Genomic DNA, 17,098 nt, shown 5'->3' on the forward strand with positions numbered 1-17,098 from the left:
CGTGCGTTCAGTCGAGGTCGATGTGGACACTGGTGGACTTCACGCGGGCGACGGCCCGGACGCCCACCGCGAGCCCGAGTTCCTCGACCGCCTCGCGGGTCAGCAGGGAGACCACCCGGTGCGGGCCGGACTGGATCTCGACCTGGGCGGCGACCTCGCCGAGCCGCACCGCCGTCACGATCCCGGGCAGGGCGTTGCGGACCGAGGTGGCGGACTCGCCGTCACCCTCGGTCGCCTCCTGGGCGAGCGCCACGCAGAAGGCGGCCAGATGCACGCCCTCGACCATCCGCCGGGTGCCGTCCCGCAGGGTCGGGAAGCGGCCCGCGTCCGCCCAGCGGCGGGCGGTGTCGGTGCTGACGCGGAGGAGTTGAGCGGCTTCGCCGATCGTGTAGAGCTGCACGCCGCAACTCTATGCCCGCCGCGGCGGCCCCGGATCGGTAGGCTGGAGCCCGCCGGGCGCCCGCGACGTGGAGGCACGCAGTGGAGGTACGGATGGGGAACACCGCAACCGGCCCGACCGGCCCGACCGGCCCGACCGGCCCGACCGAGCCGACCGGCCCGCGTCCACGCGGCGGGGCCGACCCCGGCCTCTACGGCCCGTCCTCCGTCACCTGGCATTGCCACGGCGACCCGATGATGTGGATCGCCGGGATCCGGGCGCTCTACCTCCAGGCCCTCCACCCGCACGCCGTCCGCGGGGTCATGGAGAATTCGGCCGCTTTCGACCGGCACGGCAACGGCGGCGGCGACGCCTGGGGGCGCCTGCTGCGCACCGCCGACTTCGTCGGCACCCTCACCTACGGCACCACCGAGGCCGCCGAACGCGCCGGCCTCCGCGTCCGGACGATCCACCGCAAACTGTCCGCCACCGACCCGGACACCGGCGACCGCTTCCCCGTCGACGACCCCGCGCTGCTGCTGTGGATCCACTGCGCGCAGATCGACAGCTTCCTGCACGTCCTGCGCCGATCCGGCCTCCCCCTCACCCCCGCCCAGGCCGACCGCTACGTCGACGAGAACCGGGTGAACGCCCGCCTGGTCGGACTCGACCCGGCCGGCGTACCCGCCGACACCGCCGGACTCGCCGCCTACTTCGACCGGATCCGCCCCGAACTCGCCGCCGGCCCCGACGCCCTCGCCGTGGACGACTTCCTGCGCGGCCCGCCCGTCCACCCCCTCCTCGTATGTGGCCGAAACCTGCTGTGGCCGCACGTCGCGGGTCTGGCATACGGTTCCCTCCCCGGCTGGGCGCACCGTATGTACGGTCGCCCCGCACCGGACCCGCGCAGCGTCACCCGGCGCCTGCGCCTCACCGGCCTCGTGCTGCGCAGCATTCCCGCAGGTCTACGCTGGCAGCTGCCTCCAGGTCACATCTTGAAAGCGATGCGTCGCATGGGCCCCGGGAGTCGCCCCTCGCCGTACACACTGCGTACATCAGCGGCCATACTGGACCGGCCGGGGAGGGCGTAGCACGACAACGGGGGCGGCTTCAAGACATGGCGGAGTCCAGACTGATCCAGGGCCGGTACCGGTCGCTCGATCTGATCGGGCGCGGCGGAATGGGCGAGGTGTGGCGCGCCCGCGACGAATCGCTGGGCCGGCAGGTCGCCGTGAAGTGCCTCAAGCCGATCGGCGCCGAGCAGGACGCCCACTTCACGCAGGTGCTCCGCGAGCGGTTCCGGCGCGAGGCCCGCGTGGCCGCGTCCCTCCAGCACCGCGGGGTCACCGTCGTCCACGACTTCGGCGACGACAGCGCCGCGGGCGGCCCCCTCTACCTCGTCATGGAACTCCTCGAAGGCCGCAACCTCAGCCAGCTCCTGGAGGACAACGACACCCGGCCGCTCCCCGTGGACGTCGTCGTCGACATCGCCGAGCAGATGGCCGCCGCCCTCGGCTACACCCACGACCAGGGCGTCGTCCACCGCGACCTCAAGCCCGCCAACATCATGCGGCTCACCGACGGCACCGTGAAGATCTGCGACTTCGGCATCGCCCGCCTCGCCCACGACATCGGCTTCACCGCCAAGCTCACCGGCGGCGGCATGGCCATGGGCACCCCGCACTACATGTCGCCCGAGCAGATCGCGGGCGGCGAGGTCGACCACCGCAGCGACCTCTACTCCCTCGGCTGCGTGCTCTACGAGATCGCCACCGGCGCCCCGCCCTTCGACCTCGGCGACTCCTGGTCGGTGCTGGTCGGCCACCGCGACAACACGCCCGTGCCGCTGCGCGAGCACCGCCCCGAGCTTCCCGGCTACTTCGATCAGGTGGTCCTGGACCTGCTTGCCAAGCGCCCCGAGGACCGGCCGGGCGACGCCCGCCACGTGCACCGCCGGCTCGTCGAGGCACGGGTCGGGCCGGGCGGGCTGCCCGGCGCCCAGGCCCCGCTCCCGGCCTGGGCCCGCGGGATGACCGCCGGACGCAAGGCCGGGATCGACGCCCGGCCCGCCAGCGGCGAATGGGCCGTGCTCACCGGCGCCTGGACGGCCGCGCGCCCCGCGGGCCGTCCCGGCGCCACCATCGTGCGCCCCGCGCCCGCCGAGGACCCCCGGCTGACCGCGGCGTACGGTTTCCCGTGCCCCGCCGGCCCCCGCGGCAGCGGCCCCGACGCGCTCGCCGCCGGTCACGCCCGGGCGTACGCCCTCAGCCGCGCCGGCCGCCCCGAGGAGGCGCTCGCCGGGTACGCGGCCGTGGCCGAGGGACGTGCCCGGGTACTCGGCGCGGACCACGCCGACACCCTCGCCGCGCGCCAGGAGACGGCGTACGAACTGGGCCGGCTCGGCCGTCACCAGGAGGCGCACGACGTCTACCGCGCGGTGCTCGTCGCCCGCGAGCGCACCATGGGCGCGCTCCACCCCGACACCCTGCGCTGCCGGCACAACCTGGCCTGCTCGCTGGGCGCGCTGGGCCGGTTCGCGGACGCCCACGCCACCGCCGCCGCGGTCGCCGCCGACCGGGCGGCCGTCCTGGGCGCCGAGCACGCGGACACCCTGCTGACCCGGTACGAGGCGGCGTACGCACTCGGCCGCCTGGAGCGCTGGCAGGAGGCCCTGGCGGCCTTCCACGAGGTCGCCCTCGTACGGGAGCGGGTGCTCGGCCGCGACCACCCCGACACCCTGGCCGCCCGCTACGAGGTCGGCATTGCGCTCGGCCGCACCGGGAACAGCGCCCGGGCGCTCGACCTGTTCCGGGCCCTGGTCCGCGACCGCACCCGCGCCTACGGGGTCACCGACCCCGAGACGCTCCGCGCCCGGCACGTCCTCGGCGTCAACCTGGGCCGGCTGGAGCGCTGGGAGGAAGCGGTGGCCGAGGCCCGCCAGGTGGGCGCCCTGCGCGCCGAGGTGCTCGGCCCCGAACATCCGGACACCCTGGTCAGCCGCCGGGAACTGGCCGGAGGACTGGGCCGGCTGGGCCGCTGGGACGAGGCGCTGCCCCTCTACCGGGACCTCTCCGGCATTCGCGAACGGGCCCTCGGCGACGACCATCCCGACACGGTCCTCGCCCACGCCGACGAGGCCCACTGTCTGGAGCGGCTCGGCCAGGTGTGCTACCAAGAGCCATGACGACCTTCGGGCGGGACGTGTACGACGACGTGATCGTGGGCGGTGGGCACAACGGCCTGGTGGCCGCCGCGTACCTGGCCCGGGCGGGCCGCTCGGTGCTGGTCCTGGAGCGGCTCGCCGCCACGGGCGGGGCGGCGATCTCCAGCCGCCCCTTCGTGGGCGTCGACGCCAGGCTCTCGCGCTACTCGTACCTCGTCTCCCTGCTCCCGGCGAAGATCGTGCGCGACCTCGATCTGAAGTTCGCCGTACGCCGGCGCACGATCTCCTCGTACACGCCCACGGAACGCGGCGGGCGGCCCGGCGGGCTGCTCGTCGGCGGTGGTGAGCAGCGCACCCGGGAGTCCTTCGCGCGGCTGACCGGTTCGGAGCGGGAGTACGAGAGCTGGCGCGACTTCTACGGGACCACGGGGCGGGTCGCGGGGAAGGTCTTCCCGACCCTGACCGAGCCCCTGCCCACACGGGCGGAGCTGCGGGCCCGGATCGACGACGAGGCCGCGTGGCGGATGCTCTTCGAGGAACCCCTCGGGCAGGCCGTGGAGCGGTACTTCGCCGACGACCTGGTCCGCGGGGTGGTCCTCACGGACGGGCTCATCGGCACGTTCGCCGACGCGCACGACCCCTCCCTCGCGCAGAACCGCTGCTTCCTCTACCACGTCATCGGCGGCGGCACCGGGGACTGGGACGTGCCGGTCGGCGGGATGGGCGCCCTGACGGACGCGCTCGCGGCCGCAGCCCGGGCGGCGGGGGCGCAGATCGCCACCGGGCACGAGGTGCTGCGGATCGACACGGACGGCACCGCCCCGGCCGAGGTGGTGTTCCGCACGGCGACGGGGGAGGGCCGCGTCGTCGGGCGGACCGTGCTCGTGAACGCCTCGCCGCAGGCCCTGGCCGAACTCCTCGGCGAGAGCCGGCCCGAGGGCCCGGGCGCGGCCCCCGAGGGCGCCCAGCTCAAGGTCAACATGCTGCTGCGCCGACTGCCCCGGCTCCGGGACACCGGCGTGGACCCGCGCGAGGCCTTCGGCGGCACCTTCCACATCGCCGAGGGCTATGCCGAACTGGCCCGGGCCCACGCGGAGGCCGCCTCCGGCGAACTGCCCTCCGTACCGCCCTCGGAGATCTACTGCCACTCGCTGACCGACCCGACGATCCTCGGGCCGGAGCTGGTGGAACAGGGCTACCAGTCGCTCACGCTCTTCGGCCTGCACGCCCCGGCCCGGCTGTTCGCGCACGACAACCAGCAGGCCCGCGAGGTCCTGCTGACGGCCACCCTCGCGCAGCTCGACGCGCACCTGGCCGAACCGCTCACCGACTGCCTCGCCTTCGACGCGGACGGCCGCCCGTGCATCGAGGCGAAGACCCCCCTGGACCTGGAGCGCGAACTACGGCTGCCGGGCGGCCACATCTTCCACCGAGACCTGTCCTGGCCGTACGCCGACGGGGGCAGCGGCCGCTGGGGCGTGGAAACCGCCCACCGCAACGTACTGCTGTGCGGGGCGGGCGCGGTCCGCGGCGGCGGGGTCAGCGGCGTCCCCGGCCACAACGCGGCGATGTCCGTCCTCGGACACTAGGCCGTCTCTTCCGGATCTTGTCGCCCGTCGGCGCTGCGCGGTCCGGCGGCACGGATGGCTGAAATCAGCCGGGGATGTGGGGACCCAGGCCTAGAGTCCTACTCACGCCTAACTTAACTGGTGGCGGCGCTGCGAATGACAGGGCGCGCGCCGACGGACAGCGGCGTGGCGCGCCCACCTTCGTCCTCGTCCACGGCGCCGGGAGCAACTCCTACGGATGGTCGCCCGTCCTGCGCGAGCTCGGCATGCGCGGGCACCGGGCCGTCGCGGTGGACCTGCCCGGGCACGGGACGGGTGCGTACTTCCCGCTCTCCTACCGGGTCCCCCAGGACCCGGAGCGGCTGCGCACCGAGCCCTCGCCGATCGCCCGCGTGACACTGGAGGACTTCGCGGCGCACGTCGTCGGCGTCGTGCGCGCCGTGCACCGCAACGGCCCCGTGATCCTGGCCGGCCAGAGCCTCGGCGGGGTGACGGTGAACGCGGTCGCCAACCAGGTGCCCGAGCTCATCCCCCACCTGGTGTACGCGTCGGCCTTCTGCCCGACCCGGCACGCCTCGGTGACGCAGCTGATGACGACCCCCGAGGCGGCCACCAGCTCGCTGTTCCGGCTGACCGCCGTGCAGACCCCGCCGGAGCTCGGCGTCAACCGGGTCAACTGGCGCTCGGCCGACCCCGCCTTCTTCGTGGCGGCGAAGGAGGCGCTCGGCGGCGACCTGCCGGACGCCGAGGTGCGGGCGCTGCTCAACACCCTGGAGCCCGACGAGTCCGCGGCGATCGGGTCCGCCGACGCCCGGGGGCTGCCGGAGAAGTGGGGGCGGGTGCCGCGTACGTTCCTTCGCTTCACCGAGGACCGCTCCATCCCGCCGGCGCTGCAGGACCTGATGATCCGCGAGGCGGACGGGACGACGCCGCACAACCCCTTCCGCGTACGGTCCCTGGCCGCGCCGCACATCGGCCCGAGGGACGTGGCCGTATGGGGGAACGAGCTGGAGCAGGTGGCAGGAATGTGCCGCTGAGGTGACGGAGCGCCGGGCGGGGAAGGGCCCCGCCCGGGTGCGGCGTTGTGCGACCCGGCCCGGACGGCAGGGCCTATGCGACCGGCTCGATGACGACGATCGGGATCTCGCGGTCCGTCTTGGCCTGGTACTCGTCGTACGCGGGCCAGTGCTTGACCATCACCGGCCAGTACGCGGCGCGCTCCTCGGGAGTGGCGGTACGGGCCGTGCCCTGCATGACCTTCGGGCCGACCTGGATGCGGACCGTGGGGTGCTCGGACAGGTTCCGGTACCAGAGCGGGTGCGTGGGGTCACCGCCCTTGGACGCGACCACCAGGTAACTGCCGTCGGCCTCGCCGTAGATGAGCGGGGTCCTGACCGGCTTGCCCGACACCCGGCCGAGGGTGGTGAGCAGGAGGGTCTGGGTGCCGTTCCAGTACTGGCCCTCGGAGCCGCCCGAGCCCACGTACAGCTTCACGTGGTCCAACTGCCAGGTGCCCTCCCTGGGGTCGGTCGGGTTGTCCCAGTCGATGCCGGTCGTCATGGGGATCTGCCTGCCTTCGCATTGAATTGAACAGTCAACGAACCTCACCAACGAGTCCCAACGCCCGCGGGCACGGTGTGCATTCCGTCCGGGAGCGCGAATCCGTCGAACAGCGCATCCATCGCCCGGTACGAGGCGCCGGCCGGGGTGGCCCGGACGGCGAGGTCGCGGACGGCCACGGCGAGGGGGTGGGTGAGGGCGGCGATCCGCCCCGCCCGGCGGGCGCGGACGCGGATGGCATCGGTGCGCGCGCACCGGGCCGCGCTGTAGGCGGCGAGCGCGGCCGGGACGTCCGCCGGGCCGGCGCCGGCCAGCAGGTGGCCGAGGACCGCGGCGTCCTCGACGGCCTGGCAGCCGCCCTGCCCGAGGTTGGGGGTCATGGCGTGGGCGGCGTCGCCGAGCCAGGCCAGGCGCCCGTGGTGGAAGCGGGGGAGCGGGGCGGCCAGGTCGTAGAGGTCGTGCTGGAGCACGGCCCCCGGGTCGATCCGTTCCAGCAGGGCGGGGATCGGGTCGTGCCAGGTGCCGAAGCGGCGCAGGAGTTCGCCGCGGAGATCGGTGGGGCGGTGCCCGGCGGGGGCGACGGCGGTGGCGTAGAGGTAGATCCGGCCGTCGGCGAGCGGGACGACGCCGAAGCGCTCGCCGCGGCCCCAGGTCTCGGCGGTCGCCGTGCCGACGCGGCTCGCGTCGGCGGGCAGGACCGTGCGCCAGGCGGTCTCCCCGCTGTGGTGGAGGCCGGGGTGGTCCGGGAAGTACTGGCGGCGCAGCGGGCTGTGGATGCCGTCGGCGGCCACGACGAGGTCGGCGCCCGCGAGGTCGCCGGCGTCGGTGCGGACCACCGGGGCGCCGTCGGCGTCGTCCACCGAGGTGACGGCGGCGCCGTAGCGGACGGATCCGGCGGGGAGGGCGGCGGTCAGGGCGTCGGCGAGCGCCGAGCGGTGCAGGGCGAGCGGCGGACCGCCGTAACGGGCGGCCAGCGCGTCGCCGTCGGCGCGGTTGAGCCAGCGGCCGTCCGGGCGGCGCAGGCCCATCGCGGCGGGGACGGTACGGCCCGCCGCGCGGGTGGTGTCGAAGCCGATGGCGGCGAAGGCGCGCAGGGCGTTGGGGGCGAGCACGATCCCGGCGCCGACGGCGCTCGGCCCGGCCGCCCGCTCGCACACGGTGACCCGCCAGCCCCGGCGGTGCAGGGCCAGGGCCGCCGTGAGTCCGCCGATCCCCGCGCCCGCCACGACCGCGTGACGCTGAACTGCCGACATGACGAGTCCTCCTCTGCCGCTTCTTCCACAGTCGATCGCCGGAGCCTCTACAGCTGTAGAGTCCGACGACACTCACTCTACAGTTGTAGAGTGAGTGGATGTCCACCACCGCGGATCGCAGAACGCTGATCGCCGACACCGCGATCGACCTCGTGGCCGGCGCCGGGCTGCGCGGCCTGACCCACCGGGCGGTCGACGGCGCGGCGGGGCTGCCGACCGGGAGCACCTCGTACTACTTCCGTACGAGGACGGCTCTGATCGGGGCCTGCTACGCGCGGCTGGCCGAGCTGGACCTCGGCGACGTCGGCGATCTCGGCGGGGACCTCGGCGGGGACCTCGGCGGGGACCTGGGCGGGGACCTGGGCGGGGACCTGGGCGGGGACCTGGGCGGGGACCTCGGCGGGGAACTCGGCGGTGCGAGCCCGCCCGCGTCCCCGGTGGTGGACCGGGAGACCGCCGCGGCCGCGCTGGCCGGGCTGCTGCACCGCTGGCTCACCGTGGGGCGCGAGCGCCAGCTGGCCCGCTTCGAACTCAGCCTCGAAGCGGCCCGCAACCCCGACCTGGAGGCGGACTTCCACCGCGCGGGCCAGGGAGCCCGGGCCCGCGCCGCGGGCATCCTCGCCGCACTCGGGGCGGAGCGGCCCGCGGAGGCCGCCGAACTGCTGGTCGCCTGGACCGACGGGCTCCTCTACGACCGGCTGGCCGGCGCCCTCGCCCGCTCCCGCCCGGCCCCTGACCTGGCCGAACTGACTTCCATCACCCGGCGGATGATCGACGCGGTCCTCGCCGAGGCCTGACCCCGCAGCGGTGGCTGTCCGGCCTCCGGCGTCGCACGGGGAACTTCCCCGGGTCGTTCGCTGTTGTTCTATATGTGGGTACGGGCGGCTTTCGGTTGCGCGTGCTCACCCGCAGACGCCCAGGCCGGCCACCCCCCCCGGTCGGCCCGGGCCCGCCCCGATCGGCCTTTCCCCCCCTGGCCGGTCGGGGCCCGAAAACCTGGGCCGGCGTCCCCCGGACGGCGCAAGACCGGCGGCGGCCGGAAGGCCGCACCGCCCCGGCCGGGGCACCGGCCCCCCACCTGCCGGTTCGGGCGACGGCCGGAGCGGGGGCGCGTGCCCGGCGCTGAGCGCGCGGGACGGGACGGGAGGCCGGCGCGCCGCGTCGGCGCTACGTTCCGGAGGCATGAACCGCATATCTGGTGATCGGCACTCCGGCCCCACTCGCCGCGCCCTGCTCACCGCCGGGGCGGGCTCAGTCCTCGCGGCGGGTTGCGCGCGCGGCGGCGCCTCCGGCGCTCCGGCAGCAGCGACCAGCGGCGCCGCCACACCCACCGCGGCCGCCGGCGGTCTCACCCCGGGCGTGATGACGCTGTTCAAGGACCCGGCGTACAACTTCAACGGACTCCTCGCGCTCGGCGCCTCGGGCGCCGGCGCCGCCGAGGTCGGCGAGGTCCTCACGGCCGTGAACACGATCAACGGCTCCGGTCTGACCGCCCAGACGTACACGAAGACCTTCCGCACGCTCGGCGACCAGCTGCTGAAGGCGCCTCCGGGTGCGCCGGCCGACGGCCGGAGCAAGCGGTTCCGGGCGCTGCGCGCCGCCCAGTACTACGGCCAGGCGCTCTTCTTCGTCCTCGGTTCGGACGACCCCGGCAGCGAGGAACAGCTCTACAGGGCGGGGCGCGGAGCCTGGGACGCCTTCTGCGACCTGTGCGAGCCCGCCCCGGTGAAGGCGAACGTGCCCTACGGAACCACACCGCTGCCGGTGTGGTTCTTCCGCCCCGACACCTCCGACACCCCCCGCCCGACGGTGATCCTGACGAACGGGAGCGACGGCCAGAACGTGGACATGTGGACCTACGGGGTTCCTGCCGCGCTGGACCGGGGCTGGAACGCGCTCGTCTACGACGGGCCGGGCCAGGGGCAGCTGCTCTTCGTGGATCAGGTGGTGTTCACGCCCACCTGGGAGAAGGTCGTCACACCCCTCGTCGACTGGCTGTCGGCCCGCCCCGACGTGGACTCCGGCAGGATCGCCCTGACGGGTCTGAGCATGGCGGGGGACCTCGCCCCGAGGGCGGCGGCCTTCGAGACCCGCATCGCGGCGCTGGTGGCCATGCCGGGCTGCGTGGATCCGTGGCTGGGCTTCCCGCCCGAGATCCGGCAGATCCTCACCCCCGACAAGCAGGAGACGAACGACATCTGGAACAAGGAGGTCGTCCCCGAACTGCCTCCGGACGCGGCCGACGTGATGAAGAAGCGCTTCGAGCCGTTCTCCGTCCCGGCCATGCTCGAAGCGCGGCAGGGCAAGCTGTTCACCGACTTCTACACCCCCGCCACCCGGATCCGGGCGCTGTCCATCACCGACGTCGTCGGCCGGATCAAGGCCCCCACCCTCGTGCTGGACTACGAGGGCGAGCAGTTCTACCCCGGCCAGCCGCGCCGCATGTACGACGCCCTCACCTCGCCCAAGGACTACGTCAGGCTGACGGCGGCCCAGGGCGCGCAGTTGCACTGTTCCCCGATGGCCCCGCAGCTGCACTGCGAGGTCGTCTTCGACTGGCTCCGGAAGACGCTCGGGGTCCGCTGACGGACGGTCCCGGGAGCACCGCGGCCCCGGCAGCACCCAGCCTAGGATCCGGTCATGATCGCTGAACTGCAATGCGTGGTCCTGGACTGCCCCGAGCCGCAGTCCCTCGCCGAGTTCTACCGGTCCCTGCTGGGCGGGAACGTCAACCAGCAGGACCGGCGCTGGGCCGTCGACGAGAGCTGGGCGACGCTCCACACGCCCTCGGGCCTCGTCCTCGCCTTCCAACGCGCGCCGGACCACCTGCCTCCGCGCCGGCCCGACCCCACCCGCCCGCAGCAGTTCCACCTGGACCTCGGCGTCCCGGACCTGGACCGCGCGCAGGAGGAAGTACTGGCGGCCGGCGGGACGCTGCTCGACGGCTCGGACGGGCGCGGCTGGCGGGTCTACGCGGACCCGGCGGGGCACCCGTTCTGCCTCGTCCGGCACTGAGCCGCCGGCGCGGTGGGTCGGTGGGCCGGTCAGTCCGCCGACCGGGTCCAGCCGATGGCCTCGATACGGTCGGCATCGGCGGGGCGGTCCTCGGCGAAGAGCAGCCGGCCCGGTTCGGCCACGCGTACGACGTCCACGTAGACCCCGCGGCCCACGTAGCGGCCGGTCGCGGTGTGGCGCAGCCGCAGCCGTACCTCGCGGCCCGTCCACGCGGCCGTGAGGGGGGCTTCGAGGCGGTGCCAGACACGGCCCGACCAGCCGCTCACGGAGCCCCGCGGCCACTGCTCGGGGGCGCCGCCGGTGGACCGCACCGTACTGAAGGGCAGCGGCTCCCAGTGCTCCCCGTCGGCGGAGGCCTCCAGGTGCAGGGCGCCCTCTCCGGGCACGGTGTCCCACCACACGGCGCAGCGCAGCCGGGCTGCCGCCGTGGCCGGGCGGAGCGGCGGCAGCGTGAGGGTGCCCGAGGCGCCCGGCCGGATGCCGGAGAACCAGGCCGCGCCGCCGTGCCGGGTGCGGACCGGGACGGCGCGGGCGAAACGGTTGCCGACGGCGACCCGCGGCGCGCTGCCGGCCCGCCAGGTGCGCACGGGGTGGACGGAGTTGCCGAGCAGGATCAGGAACGAGTCGGTGGAGGGGTCGAGGACGAGCGAGGTGCCGGTGAAGCCGGTGTGCCCGGCGGAGTGCGGGGTGGCCATGGCCCCCATGTACCAGTGCTGGTAGAGCTCGAAGCCGAGGCCGTGGTCGTCGCCGGGGAAGGCCGTGTTGTAGTCGGTGAAGAGCAGCTCGACGGAGGCGGGGCGCAGGATGCGCCGGCCCGCGTAGACCCCGCCGTCGAGGAGGGCGCGGGCGAGGACGGCCAGGTCCCAGGCGGTGCCGAAGACCCCGGCATGGCCCGCGACACCGCCGAGCGCGTACGCGTTCTCGTCGTGGACCTCACCCCACACCAGCCCGCGGTCCAGACCGGACCAGGGCGGGCGCTGCACTTCGGTGGCGGCGGTGACCCGGCGCCAGGAGAGCGGTGGGTTGTACCGAGTGCGGTGCATCCCGAGCGGAGCGGTGATCTCGTCGCGGAGCAGGGTGTCCAGAGTGCGAGCGGTGATCCGTTCCAGCAGTAGCTGCAGCGAGATGAGGTTGAGATCGGAATACCGGTAGACGGTCCCGGGGGTCTCCTGCGGCCGCACCGACCACAGCAGCCTCAGCTGCCCCTCGCGTGTGGACTCCTGGTAGAAGGGCGCCCAGGAACGCAATCCCGAGGTGTGCGTGAGCAGCTGACGGACCGTGATGACCTCCTTGCCGCCCCCGGTGAACTCGGGCATGTACCGGCACACCGGGGCCTCCAGTTCCAGGCGTCCGCGCTCGATCTGCTGGACGGCCAGGATGGAGGTGAACAGCTTGGTCAGCGAAGCCAGGTCGAAGACGGTGTCCTCGGCCATCGCGATCCGTTCTGCCTCCGGGAACTCCCGGACCCGGTCGGTCCGCCCGTCGTAGTCCGCGTACCGGACGGCGTGGCCCATGGCGCGGTGCAGGGCGATGGTGCGGCCCCGGCCGGCGAGGACCACCGCCCCCGCGTAGTAGGGGTGTTCGGGGGAGGGTCCCAGAAACCGCCGGGCCTCGTCCGCCACCCCCTCCAGGTGCCTCTCCAGCAGGCCGGCCTGGCGCGCCGACCCGTACCGCAGCCGCAGCCCCTGGAGCGCGCGCCGCTCGGCCGGGCTGCCCGCGGCGCCCGCGGCCCCTGCGGAGCCCGGAAGCGCCGCGTGCAGGACGAGGACCCCGCCGAGCGCGAGCAGCCGCGCCCCGAGCCGCCGCCGCGTCAGCCCGCCACCGGCTGCCCCGGGCCCGCCCGTTGCGGCCTGTGCGGGCCGCGTTTCTGTGCCGGTCACGCCGAAAGCCCCCGTGCCTACTGTCATGTCCGCCCTCCTGTCCGCTGTCCACCTGCGGTGTCACCGCCCGGGGCGCCGCCCGGCGTCCGGGCTCCGGAACCGTCGAGCGCACCGCGGGCGAACAGGCCCCGGGTCCGTCTGATCCGCCGTGCGCGCCGCAGGCGATCCGCACGCTAGTGGGTATGTGCCCGCCCGTCGGGCACCGTCCGCACCGACCGGCCCGTAAAGAATCTGACACTGCATCAGAAAATCTCTTCCCTCGACTGCCGGGCTGCGGCATTCTGCCGCCCATGGAGACGGAGCTGAGCAAGAAACTGGGAGTCGAGCACGCCATCTTCGGCTTCACGCCCTTCCCGGCGGTCGCCGCTGCCATCACCCGCGCCGGCGGTTTCGGCGTACTCGGTGCGGTCCGTTACACCGCCCCCGACGAGCTGGCCCGCGACCTCGACTGGATGCAGGCGCACACCGACGGCAAGCCCTACGGCCTCGACGTCGTCATGCCCGCCAAGAAGGCCGTCGACGGCATCGGCGAAGCCGACATCGAGGCGATGATCCCGGCCGGGCACCGGGACTTCGTCCGCGACACCCTCGCCAAGCACCACGTGCCCGAGCTCGCCGAGGGCGAGGCCTCCGGCTGGCGGATCACCGGCTGGATGGAGCAGGTCGCCCGGCGCCAGCTCGACGTCGCCTTCGACTACCCCATCAAACTCCTGGCGAACGCCCTCGGTTCCCCGCCCGCCGATGTCATCGCACGCGCCCACGATCACGACGTGCTCGTCGCCGCCCTCGCCGGCAGCGCCAAGCACGCCCGCCGCCACGCCGAAGCCGGCATCGACATCGTCGTCGCCCAGGGCTACGAGGCCGGCGGCCACACCGGCGACATCGCCACCATGGTCCTGGTCCCCGAGATCGTCGAGGCCGTCGCCCCCCTCCCGGTCCTCGCCGCCGGCGGCATCGGCAGCGGCGAGCAGATCGCCGCCGGCCTCGCCCTCGGCGCCCAGGGCGCCTGGCTCGGCTCGCTCTGGCTCACCACCACCGAGGCCGACCTGCACTCGCGCGCCCTCACCGAGAAACTGCTCGCCGCGGGATCCGGCGATACCGTCCGCTCGCGGGCCCTCACCGGCAAGCCCGCCCGCCAGCTGCGCACCGAGTGGACCGACGCCTGGGACGACCCCGATGGCCCGGGCGCGCTCCCCATGCCGCTCCAGGGCCTGCTGGTCGCCGAGGCCGTCTCCCGGATCCAGAAGTACGAGATCCAGCCCCTGCTCGGCACCCCCGTCGGCCAGATCGTCGGCCGGATGACCGAGGAACGCAGCGTCCAGGCCGTCTTCGACGACCTCACCGGCGGGTTCGAGAGGGCGATCGACCGCATCAACCGCATCGCCGGCCGAGTCCGAGAGGCGTGACCGACATGACCGCCACCACGTCCACGACCCCCGCCACCGATCAGCAGCCGCCCAACGGCTTCTGGGCACAGGCCGCCGCCGACCCCGGGTGCACCGTGCTGGTGACCCCCGAGGGCGAGGAATGGAGCGCCGGCCGACTGCACGCCGACGTCAACCGCCTCGTCCACGGCCTGCGCGCCGCCGGACTGGAGAAGGGCGACGTCTTCGCCGTCGTCCTCCCCAACGGCGTCGAGTTCCTCACCGCCTACCTGGCCGCCTCCCAGGCGGGCTTCTACCTCGTCCCCGTCAACCACCACCTCGTCGGCCCCGAGATCGCCTGGATCGTCTCCGACTCCGGGGCCAAGGTCCTCATCGCCCACGAGCGCTTCGCCGACGCCGCCACCGCCGCGGCCGACGAGGCCGCCCTGCCCGCGAGCCACCGGTACGCCGTCGGACCGGTCGCGGGCTTCCGGCCGTACGCGGCGCTCCTCGACGGACAGCCCGCGACCGCCCCCGAGGGCCGCACCCTGGGCTGGGTCATGAACTACACCTCCGGCACCACCGGACGGCCGCGCGGCATCCGCCGCCCCCTGCCCGGCAAGCTCCCGGAGGAGACGTACCTGGGCGGCTTCCTCGGCATCTTCGGCATCCGGCCGTTCGACGGCAACGTCCACCTGGTCTGCTCGCCGCTCTACCACACGGCCGTCCTCCAATTCGCGGGCGCCGCCCTGCACATCGGGCACCCGCTCGTCCTGATGGACAAGTGGACGCCACAGGAGATGCTGCGCCTGATCGACGGCCACGCCTGCACGCACACCCACATGGTGCCGACCCAGTTCCACCGGCTCCTCGCCCTCCCGCAGGAGACGAAGGACGCGTACGACGTCTCCTCGATGCGGCACGCCATCCACGGCGCCGCGCCCTGCCCGGACCACGTCAAACGGGCCATGATCGAGTGGTGGGGCCGCTGTGTGGAGGAGTACTACGCGGCCAGCGAGGGCGGCGGCGCCTTCGCGACCGCCGAGGACTGGCTGAAGAAGCCGGGAACCGTCGGCAGGGCGTGGCCGATCAGCGAACTCGCCATCTTCGACGACGACGGCAACCGGCTGCCCGCCGGGGAACTGGGCACCGTCTACCTGAAGATGAACACCGGCGGTTTCAGCTACCACAAGGACGAGGGCAAGACGAAGAAGAACCGGATCGGCGACTTCTTCACCGTCGGCGACCTGGGGCTGATGGACGAGGAGGGCTACCTCTTCCTCCGCGACCGCAAGATCGACATGATCATCTCGGGCGGGGTGAACATCTACCCGGCCGAGATCGAGTCGGCCCTGCTCACCCACCCGGCCGTCGCTGACGCCGCCGCCTTCGGCATTCCGCACGCCGACTGGGGCGAGGAGGTCAAGGCGGTCGTCGAACCGGCCGAGGGCTTCGTCGCGGGCGACGCCCTGGCTGCGGAGATCCTGCACCACTGCGAGCGGCAGCTCGCCGGGTACAAGCGCCCCAAGACGGTCGACTTCATCGAGACCATGCCGCGCGACCCGAACGGCAAGCTCTACAAGCGCCGGCTGCGCGACCCCTACTGGGAGGGCCACGACCGGCCGCTGTGACGCCGACCGCGGCGGGTCGTGTTCGGCCGCCCTGTCCGTGGAACCGGTGCCCGCCGCGCCGCGCGGTGTCGTGAGAAGAGCCACGTCAGAGCCCTGGAGGCGCGCCTGCGCCGCACTGGCGGGATACTTCTGGCAACTTGGCCGATATGAGTACGACTACGCGCAAATCTCCCCTGACCGACTGGACCGTGGTGGTCCCCGTGGTGGCGCTGGTCGCGCTCGTCCTCAGCTGGGGGAGGGACCTACCCGGCTTCGCGGTGGCGCTCGTCGCCCTCTGCCTGGCCGGCGCGGTCCTCGCCGCCGTCCACCACGCCGAGGTCGTCGCCCACCGGGTCGGTGAACCCTTCGGCTCCCTCGTCCTCGCCGTGGCGGTCACCGTGATCGAGGTGGCGCTCATCGTCACCCTGATGGTCGACGGCGGTGACAAGACCGCCTCCCTGGCCCGGGACACGGTCTTCGCCGCCGTCATGATCACGTGCAACGGCATCGTCGGCCTGTCCCTGCTCGTCGGCGCCCTGCGCAACCGGATCGCCGTGTTCAACCCCGAGGGATCCGGTGCGGCCCTCGCCACCGTCGCGACCCTGGCCACCCTCAGCCTGGTCCTGCCGACCTTCACCACCAGCAAGCCGGGCCCGGAGTTCTCCACCGCGCAGCTCGCCTTCGCCGCCGTCGCCTCGCTCGCCCTGTACGGGCTCTTCGTCGCCGTCCAGACGGTCCGTCACCGCAGCTACTTCCTGCCCGTGGACACCGGGCAGGGTCCCGGCGGCGGCGAGGACCACGCGGAGCCGCCCACCGCCCGCGCCGCGCTCATCAGCCTCGGCCTGCTGCTGATCGCGCTCGTCGCCGTGGTCGGCGACGCCAAGGCGGTGTCCCCGACCATCGAGCGGGCCGTCGCGGCCGCAGGTCTGCCCCAGGCGGTCGTCGGTGTGATCATCGCCCTGCTCGTCCTGGCACCCGAGACCCTCGCGGCCGTCCGTGCAGCCCGCCGCGACCGCGTGCAGACCAGCCTCAACCTCGCCTACGGATCCGCCATCGCCAGCATCGGCCTGACCATCCCGGCGATCGCCCTCGCCTCGATCTGGCTCTCCGGCCCGCTCCTGCTCGGCCTCGGCCCGATCCACATGGTGCTGCTCACCCTCACCATCATGGTCAGCGCCCTCACCATCGTCCCCGGGCGGGCCACGCTCCTCCAGGGCGGCGTGCACATCGTGCTGCTGGCCGCGTACCTCTTCCTGGCCGTCAGCCCGTGAGGGGCCCGGGCCGGGGCCGGGAAGGGGCACGCGGG

14 protein-coding genes are annotated in these 17,098 nt (G+C 73.9%); 10 read left to right on the plus strand and 4 right to left on the minus strand.

Annotated elements, in window-relative coordinates:
* Nucleotides 1–7: 7 nt before the first annotated feature.
* Nucleotides 8–400 (minus strand): molybdopterin-binding protein, encoded by a 393-nt coding sequence (locus OG373_RS35095; RefSeq protein ID WP_397737647.1) that lies wholly within the window; start codon nt 398–400, stop codon nt 8–10.
* A 92-nt stretch (nt 401–492) separates the two neighbouring features.
* Between OG373_RS35095 and OG373_RS35100 the strand changes: the two genes are divergently transcribed.
* The 4 genes from OG373_RS35100 to OG373_RS35115 all read left to right on the plus strand — a co-directional run bounded on the left by OG373_RS35100 (nt 493) and on the right by OG373_RS35115 (nt 6,147).
* A complete protein-coding gene (locus OG373_RS35100; RefSeq protein ID WP_405442619.1) occupies nt 493–1,470 on the plus strand; it encodes an oxygenase MpaB family protein in 978 nt (325 codons plus the stop codon).
* Nucleotides 1,471–1,496: 26 nt separating this feature from the next.
* Nucleotides 1,497–3,563 carry a protein kinase domain-containing protein gene (locus OG373_RS35105; protein ID WP_405442621.1) on the plus strand — a complete coding sequence of 689 codons (2,067 nt, stop codon included), beginning with the start codon at nt 1,497–1,499 and terminating at the stop codon, nt 3,561–3,563.
* On the plus strand, nt 3,560–5,131 hold the full coding sequence (locus tag OG373_RS35110) for a phytoene desaturase family protein (protein WP_405442622.1): 1,572 nt from the start codon (nt 3,560–3,562) through the stop codon (nt 5,129–5,131). Before OG373_RS35105 ends, OG373_RS35110 begins: the two co-directional genes overlap by 4 nt.
* A 74-nt stretch (nt 5,132–5,205) precedes the next feature.
* Complete coding sequence (locus tag OG373_RS35115; protein ID WP_405442624.1) at nt 5,206–6,147, plus strand: alpha/beta fold hydrolase; 942 nt, start codon at nt 5,206–5,208, stop codon at nt 6,145–6,147.
* A gap of 73 nt (nt 6,148–6,220) precedes the next feature.
* Here OG373_RS35115 and OG373_RS35120 read toward each other — a convergent pair whose 3' ends face one another.
* Nucleotides 6,221–6,670, minus strand: a complete 450-nt coding sequence (locus OG373_RS35120; protein ID WP_405442626.1) for a nitroreductase family deazaflavin-dependent oxidoreductase — start codon at nt 6,668–6,670, stop codon at nt 6,221–6,223.
* Between the two features lie 44 nt (nt 6,671–6,714).
* A complete protein-coding gene (locus OG373_RS35125; RefSeq protein ID WP_405442628.1) occupies nt 6,715–7,923 on the minus strand; it encodes an FAD-dependent monooxygenase in 1,209 nt (402 codons plus the stop codon).
* A gap of 98 nt (nt 7,924–8,021) precedes the next feature.
* Here OG373_RS35125 and OG373_RS35130 point away from each other — a divergent pair, with 98 nt between their 5' ends.
* The 3 genes from OG373_RS35130 to OG373_RS35140 all read left to right on the plus strand — a co-directional run bounded on the left by OG373_RS35130 (nt 8,022) and on the right by OG373_RS35140 (nt 10,938).
* Nucleotides 8,022–8,720 (plus strand): TetR/AcrR family transcriptional regulator, encoded by a 699-nt coding sequence (locus OG373_RS35130; protein WP_405442629.1) that lies wholly within the window; start codon nt 8,022–8,024, stop codon nt 8,718–8,720.
* 385 nt (nt 8,721–9,105) lie between these two features.
* Nucleotides 9,106–10,509 carry an alpha/beta hydrolase family protein gene (locus OG373_RS35135; protein WP_405442630.1) on the plus strand — a complete coding sequence of 468 codons (1,404 nt, stop codon included), beginning with the start codon at nt 9,106–9,108 and terminating at the stop codon, nt 10,507–10,509.
* Between the two features lie 54 nt (nt 10,510–10,563).
* Entirely contained in the window at nt 10,564–10,938 is a 375-nt protein-coding gene (locus tag OG373_RS35140) for a VOC family protein (protein ID WP_405442632.1), read from the plus strand.
* 29 nt (nt 10,939–10,967) lie between these two features.
* Here the strand turns inward: OG373_RS35140 and OG373_RS35145 are convergent, their stop codons facing one another.
* A complete protein-coding gene (locus OG373_RS35145) occupies nt 10,968–12,845 on the minus strand; it encodes a serine hydrolase (protein ID WP_405442634.1) in 1,878 nt (625 codons plus the stop codon).
* Nucleotides 12,846–13,108: 263 nt separating this feature from the next.
* On the opposite strand from OG373_RS35145, the gene OG373_RS35150 reads away from it, so the two are divergent.
* The 3 genes from OG373_RS35150 to OG373_RS35160 all read left to right on the plus strand — a co-directional run bounded on the left by OG373_RS35150 (nt 13,109) and on the right by OG373_RS35160 (nt 17,063).
* On the plus strand, nt 13,109–14,224 hold the full coding sequence (locus tag OG373_RS35150) for a nitronate monooxygenase (protein ID WP_405442635.1): 1,116 nt from the start codon (nt 13,109–13,111) through the stop codon (nt 14,222–14,224).
* A gap of 5 nt (nt 14,225–14,229) precedes the next feature.
* A complete protein-coding gene (locus tag OG373_RS35155) occupies nt 14,230–15,813 on the plus strand; it encodes an acyl-CoA synthetase (RefSeq protein WP_405442636.1) in 1,584 nt (527 codons plus the stop codon).
* A gap of 146 nt (nt 15,814–15,959) precedes the next feature.
* A complete protein-coding gene (locus OG373_RS35160; protein WP_405442637.1) occupies nt 15,960–17,063 on the plus strand; it encodes a calcium:proton antiporter in 1,104 nt (367 codons plus the stop codon).
* The last annotated feature ends 35 nt before the right edge of the window (nt 17,064–17,098 follow it).

The sequence above is a fragment of the Streptomyces avidinii genome, from assembly GCF_045161815.1.
Lineage (GTDB): Bacteria > Actinomycetota > Actinomycetes > Streptomycetales > Streptomycetaceae > Streptomyces > Streptomyces avidinii.

Bases quoted from the DNA above. Each gene is read 5' to 3' on its own strand.
- OG373_RS35100 (WP_405442619.1), top strand. From the start codon at position 493: ATGGGGAACACCGCAACCGGCCCGACCGGCCCGACCGGCCCGACCGGC.
- OG373_RS35155 (WP_405442636.1), top strand. From the start codon at position 14,230: ATGACCGCCACCACGTCCACGACCCCCGCCACCGATCAGCAGCCGCCC.
- OG373_RS35110 (WP_405442622.1), top strand. From the start codon at position 3,560: ATGACGACCTTCGGGCGGGACGTGTACGACGACGTGATCGTGGGCGGT.
- OG373_RS35150 (WP_405442635.1), top strand. From the start codon at position 13,109: ATGGAGACGGAGCTGAGCAAGAAACTGGGAGTCGAGCACGCCATCTTC.
- OG373_RS35105 (WP_405442621.1), top strand. From the start codon at position 1,497: ATGGCGGAGTCCAGACTGATCCAGGGCCGGTACCGGTCGCTCGATCTG.
- OG373_RS35130 (WP_405442629.1), top strand. From the start codon at position 8,022: ATGTCCACCACCGCGGATCGCAGAACGCTGATCGCCGACACCGCGATC.
- OG373_RS35115 (WP_405442624.1), top strand. From the start codon at position 5,206: ATGTGGGGACCCAGGCCTAGAGTCCTACTCACGCCTAACTTAACTGGT.
- OG373_RS35160 (WP_405442637.1), top strand. From the start codon at position 15,960: ATGAGTACGACTACGCGCAAATCTCCCCTGACCGACTGGACCGTGGTG.
- OG373_RS35135 (WP_405442630.1), top strand. From the start codon at position 9,106: ATGAACCGCATATCTGGTGATCGGCACTCCGGCCCCACTCGCCGCGCC.
- OG373_RS35140 (WP_405442632.1), top strand. From the start codon at position 10,564: ATGATCGCTGAACTGCAATGCGTGGTCCTGGACTGCCCCGAGCCGCAG.
- OG373_RS35120 (WP_405442626.1), bottom strand. From the start codon at position 6,670: ATGACGACCGGCATCGACTGGGACAACCCGACCGACCCCAGGGAGGGC.
- OG373_RS35145 (WP_405442634.1), bottom strand. From the start codon at position 12,845: ATGACAGTAGGCACGGGGGCTTTCGGCGTGACCGGCACAGAAACGCGG.
- OG373_RS35125 (WP_405442628.1), bottom strand. From the start codon at position 7,923: ATGTCGGCAGTTCAGCGTCACGCGGTCGTGGCGGGCGCGGGGATCGGC.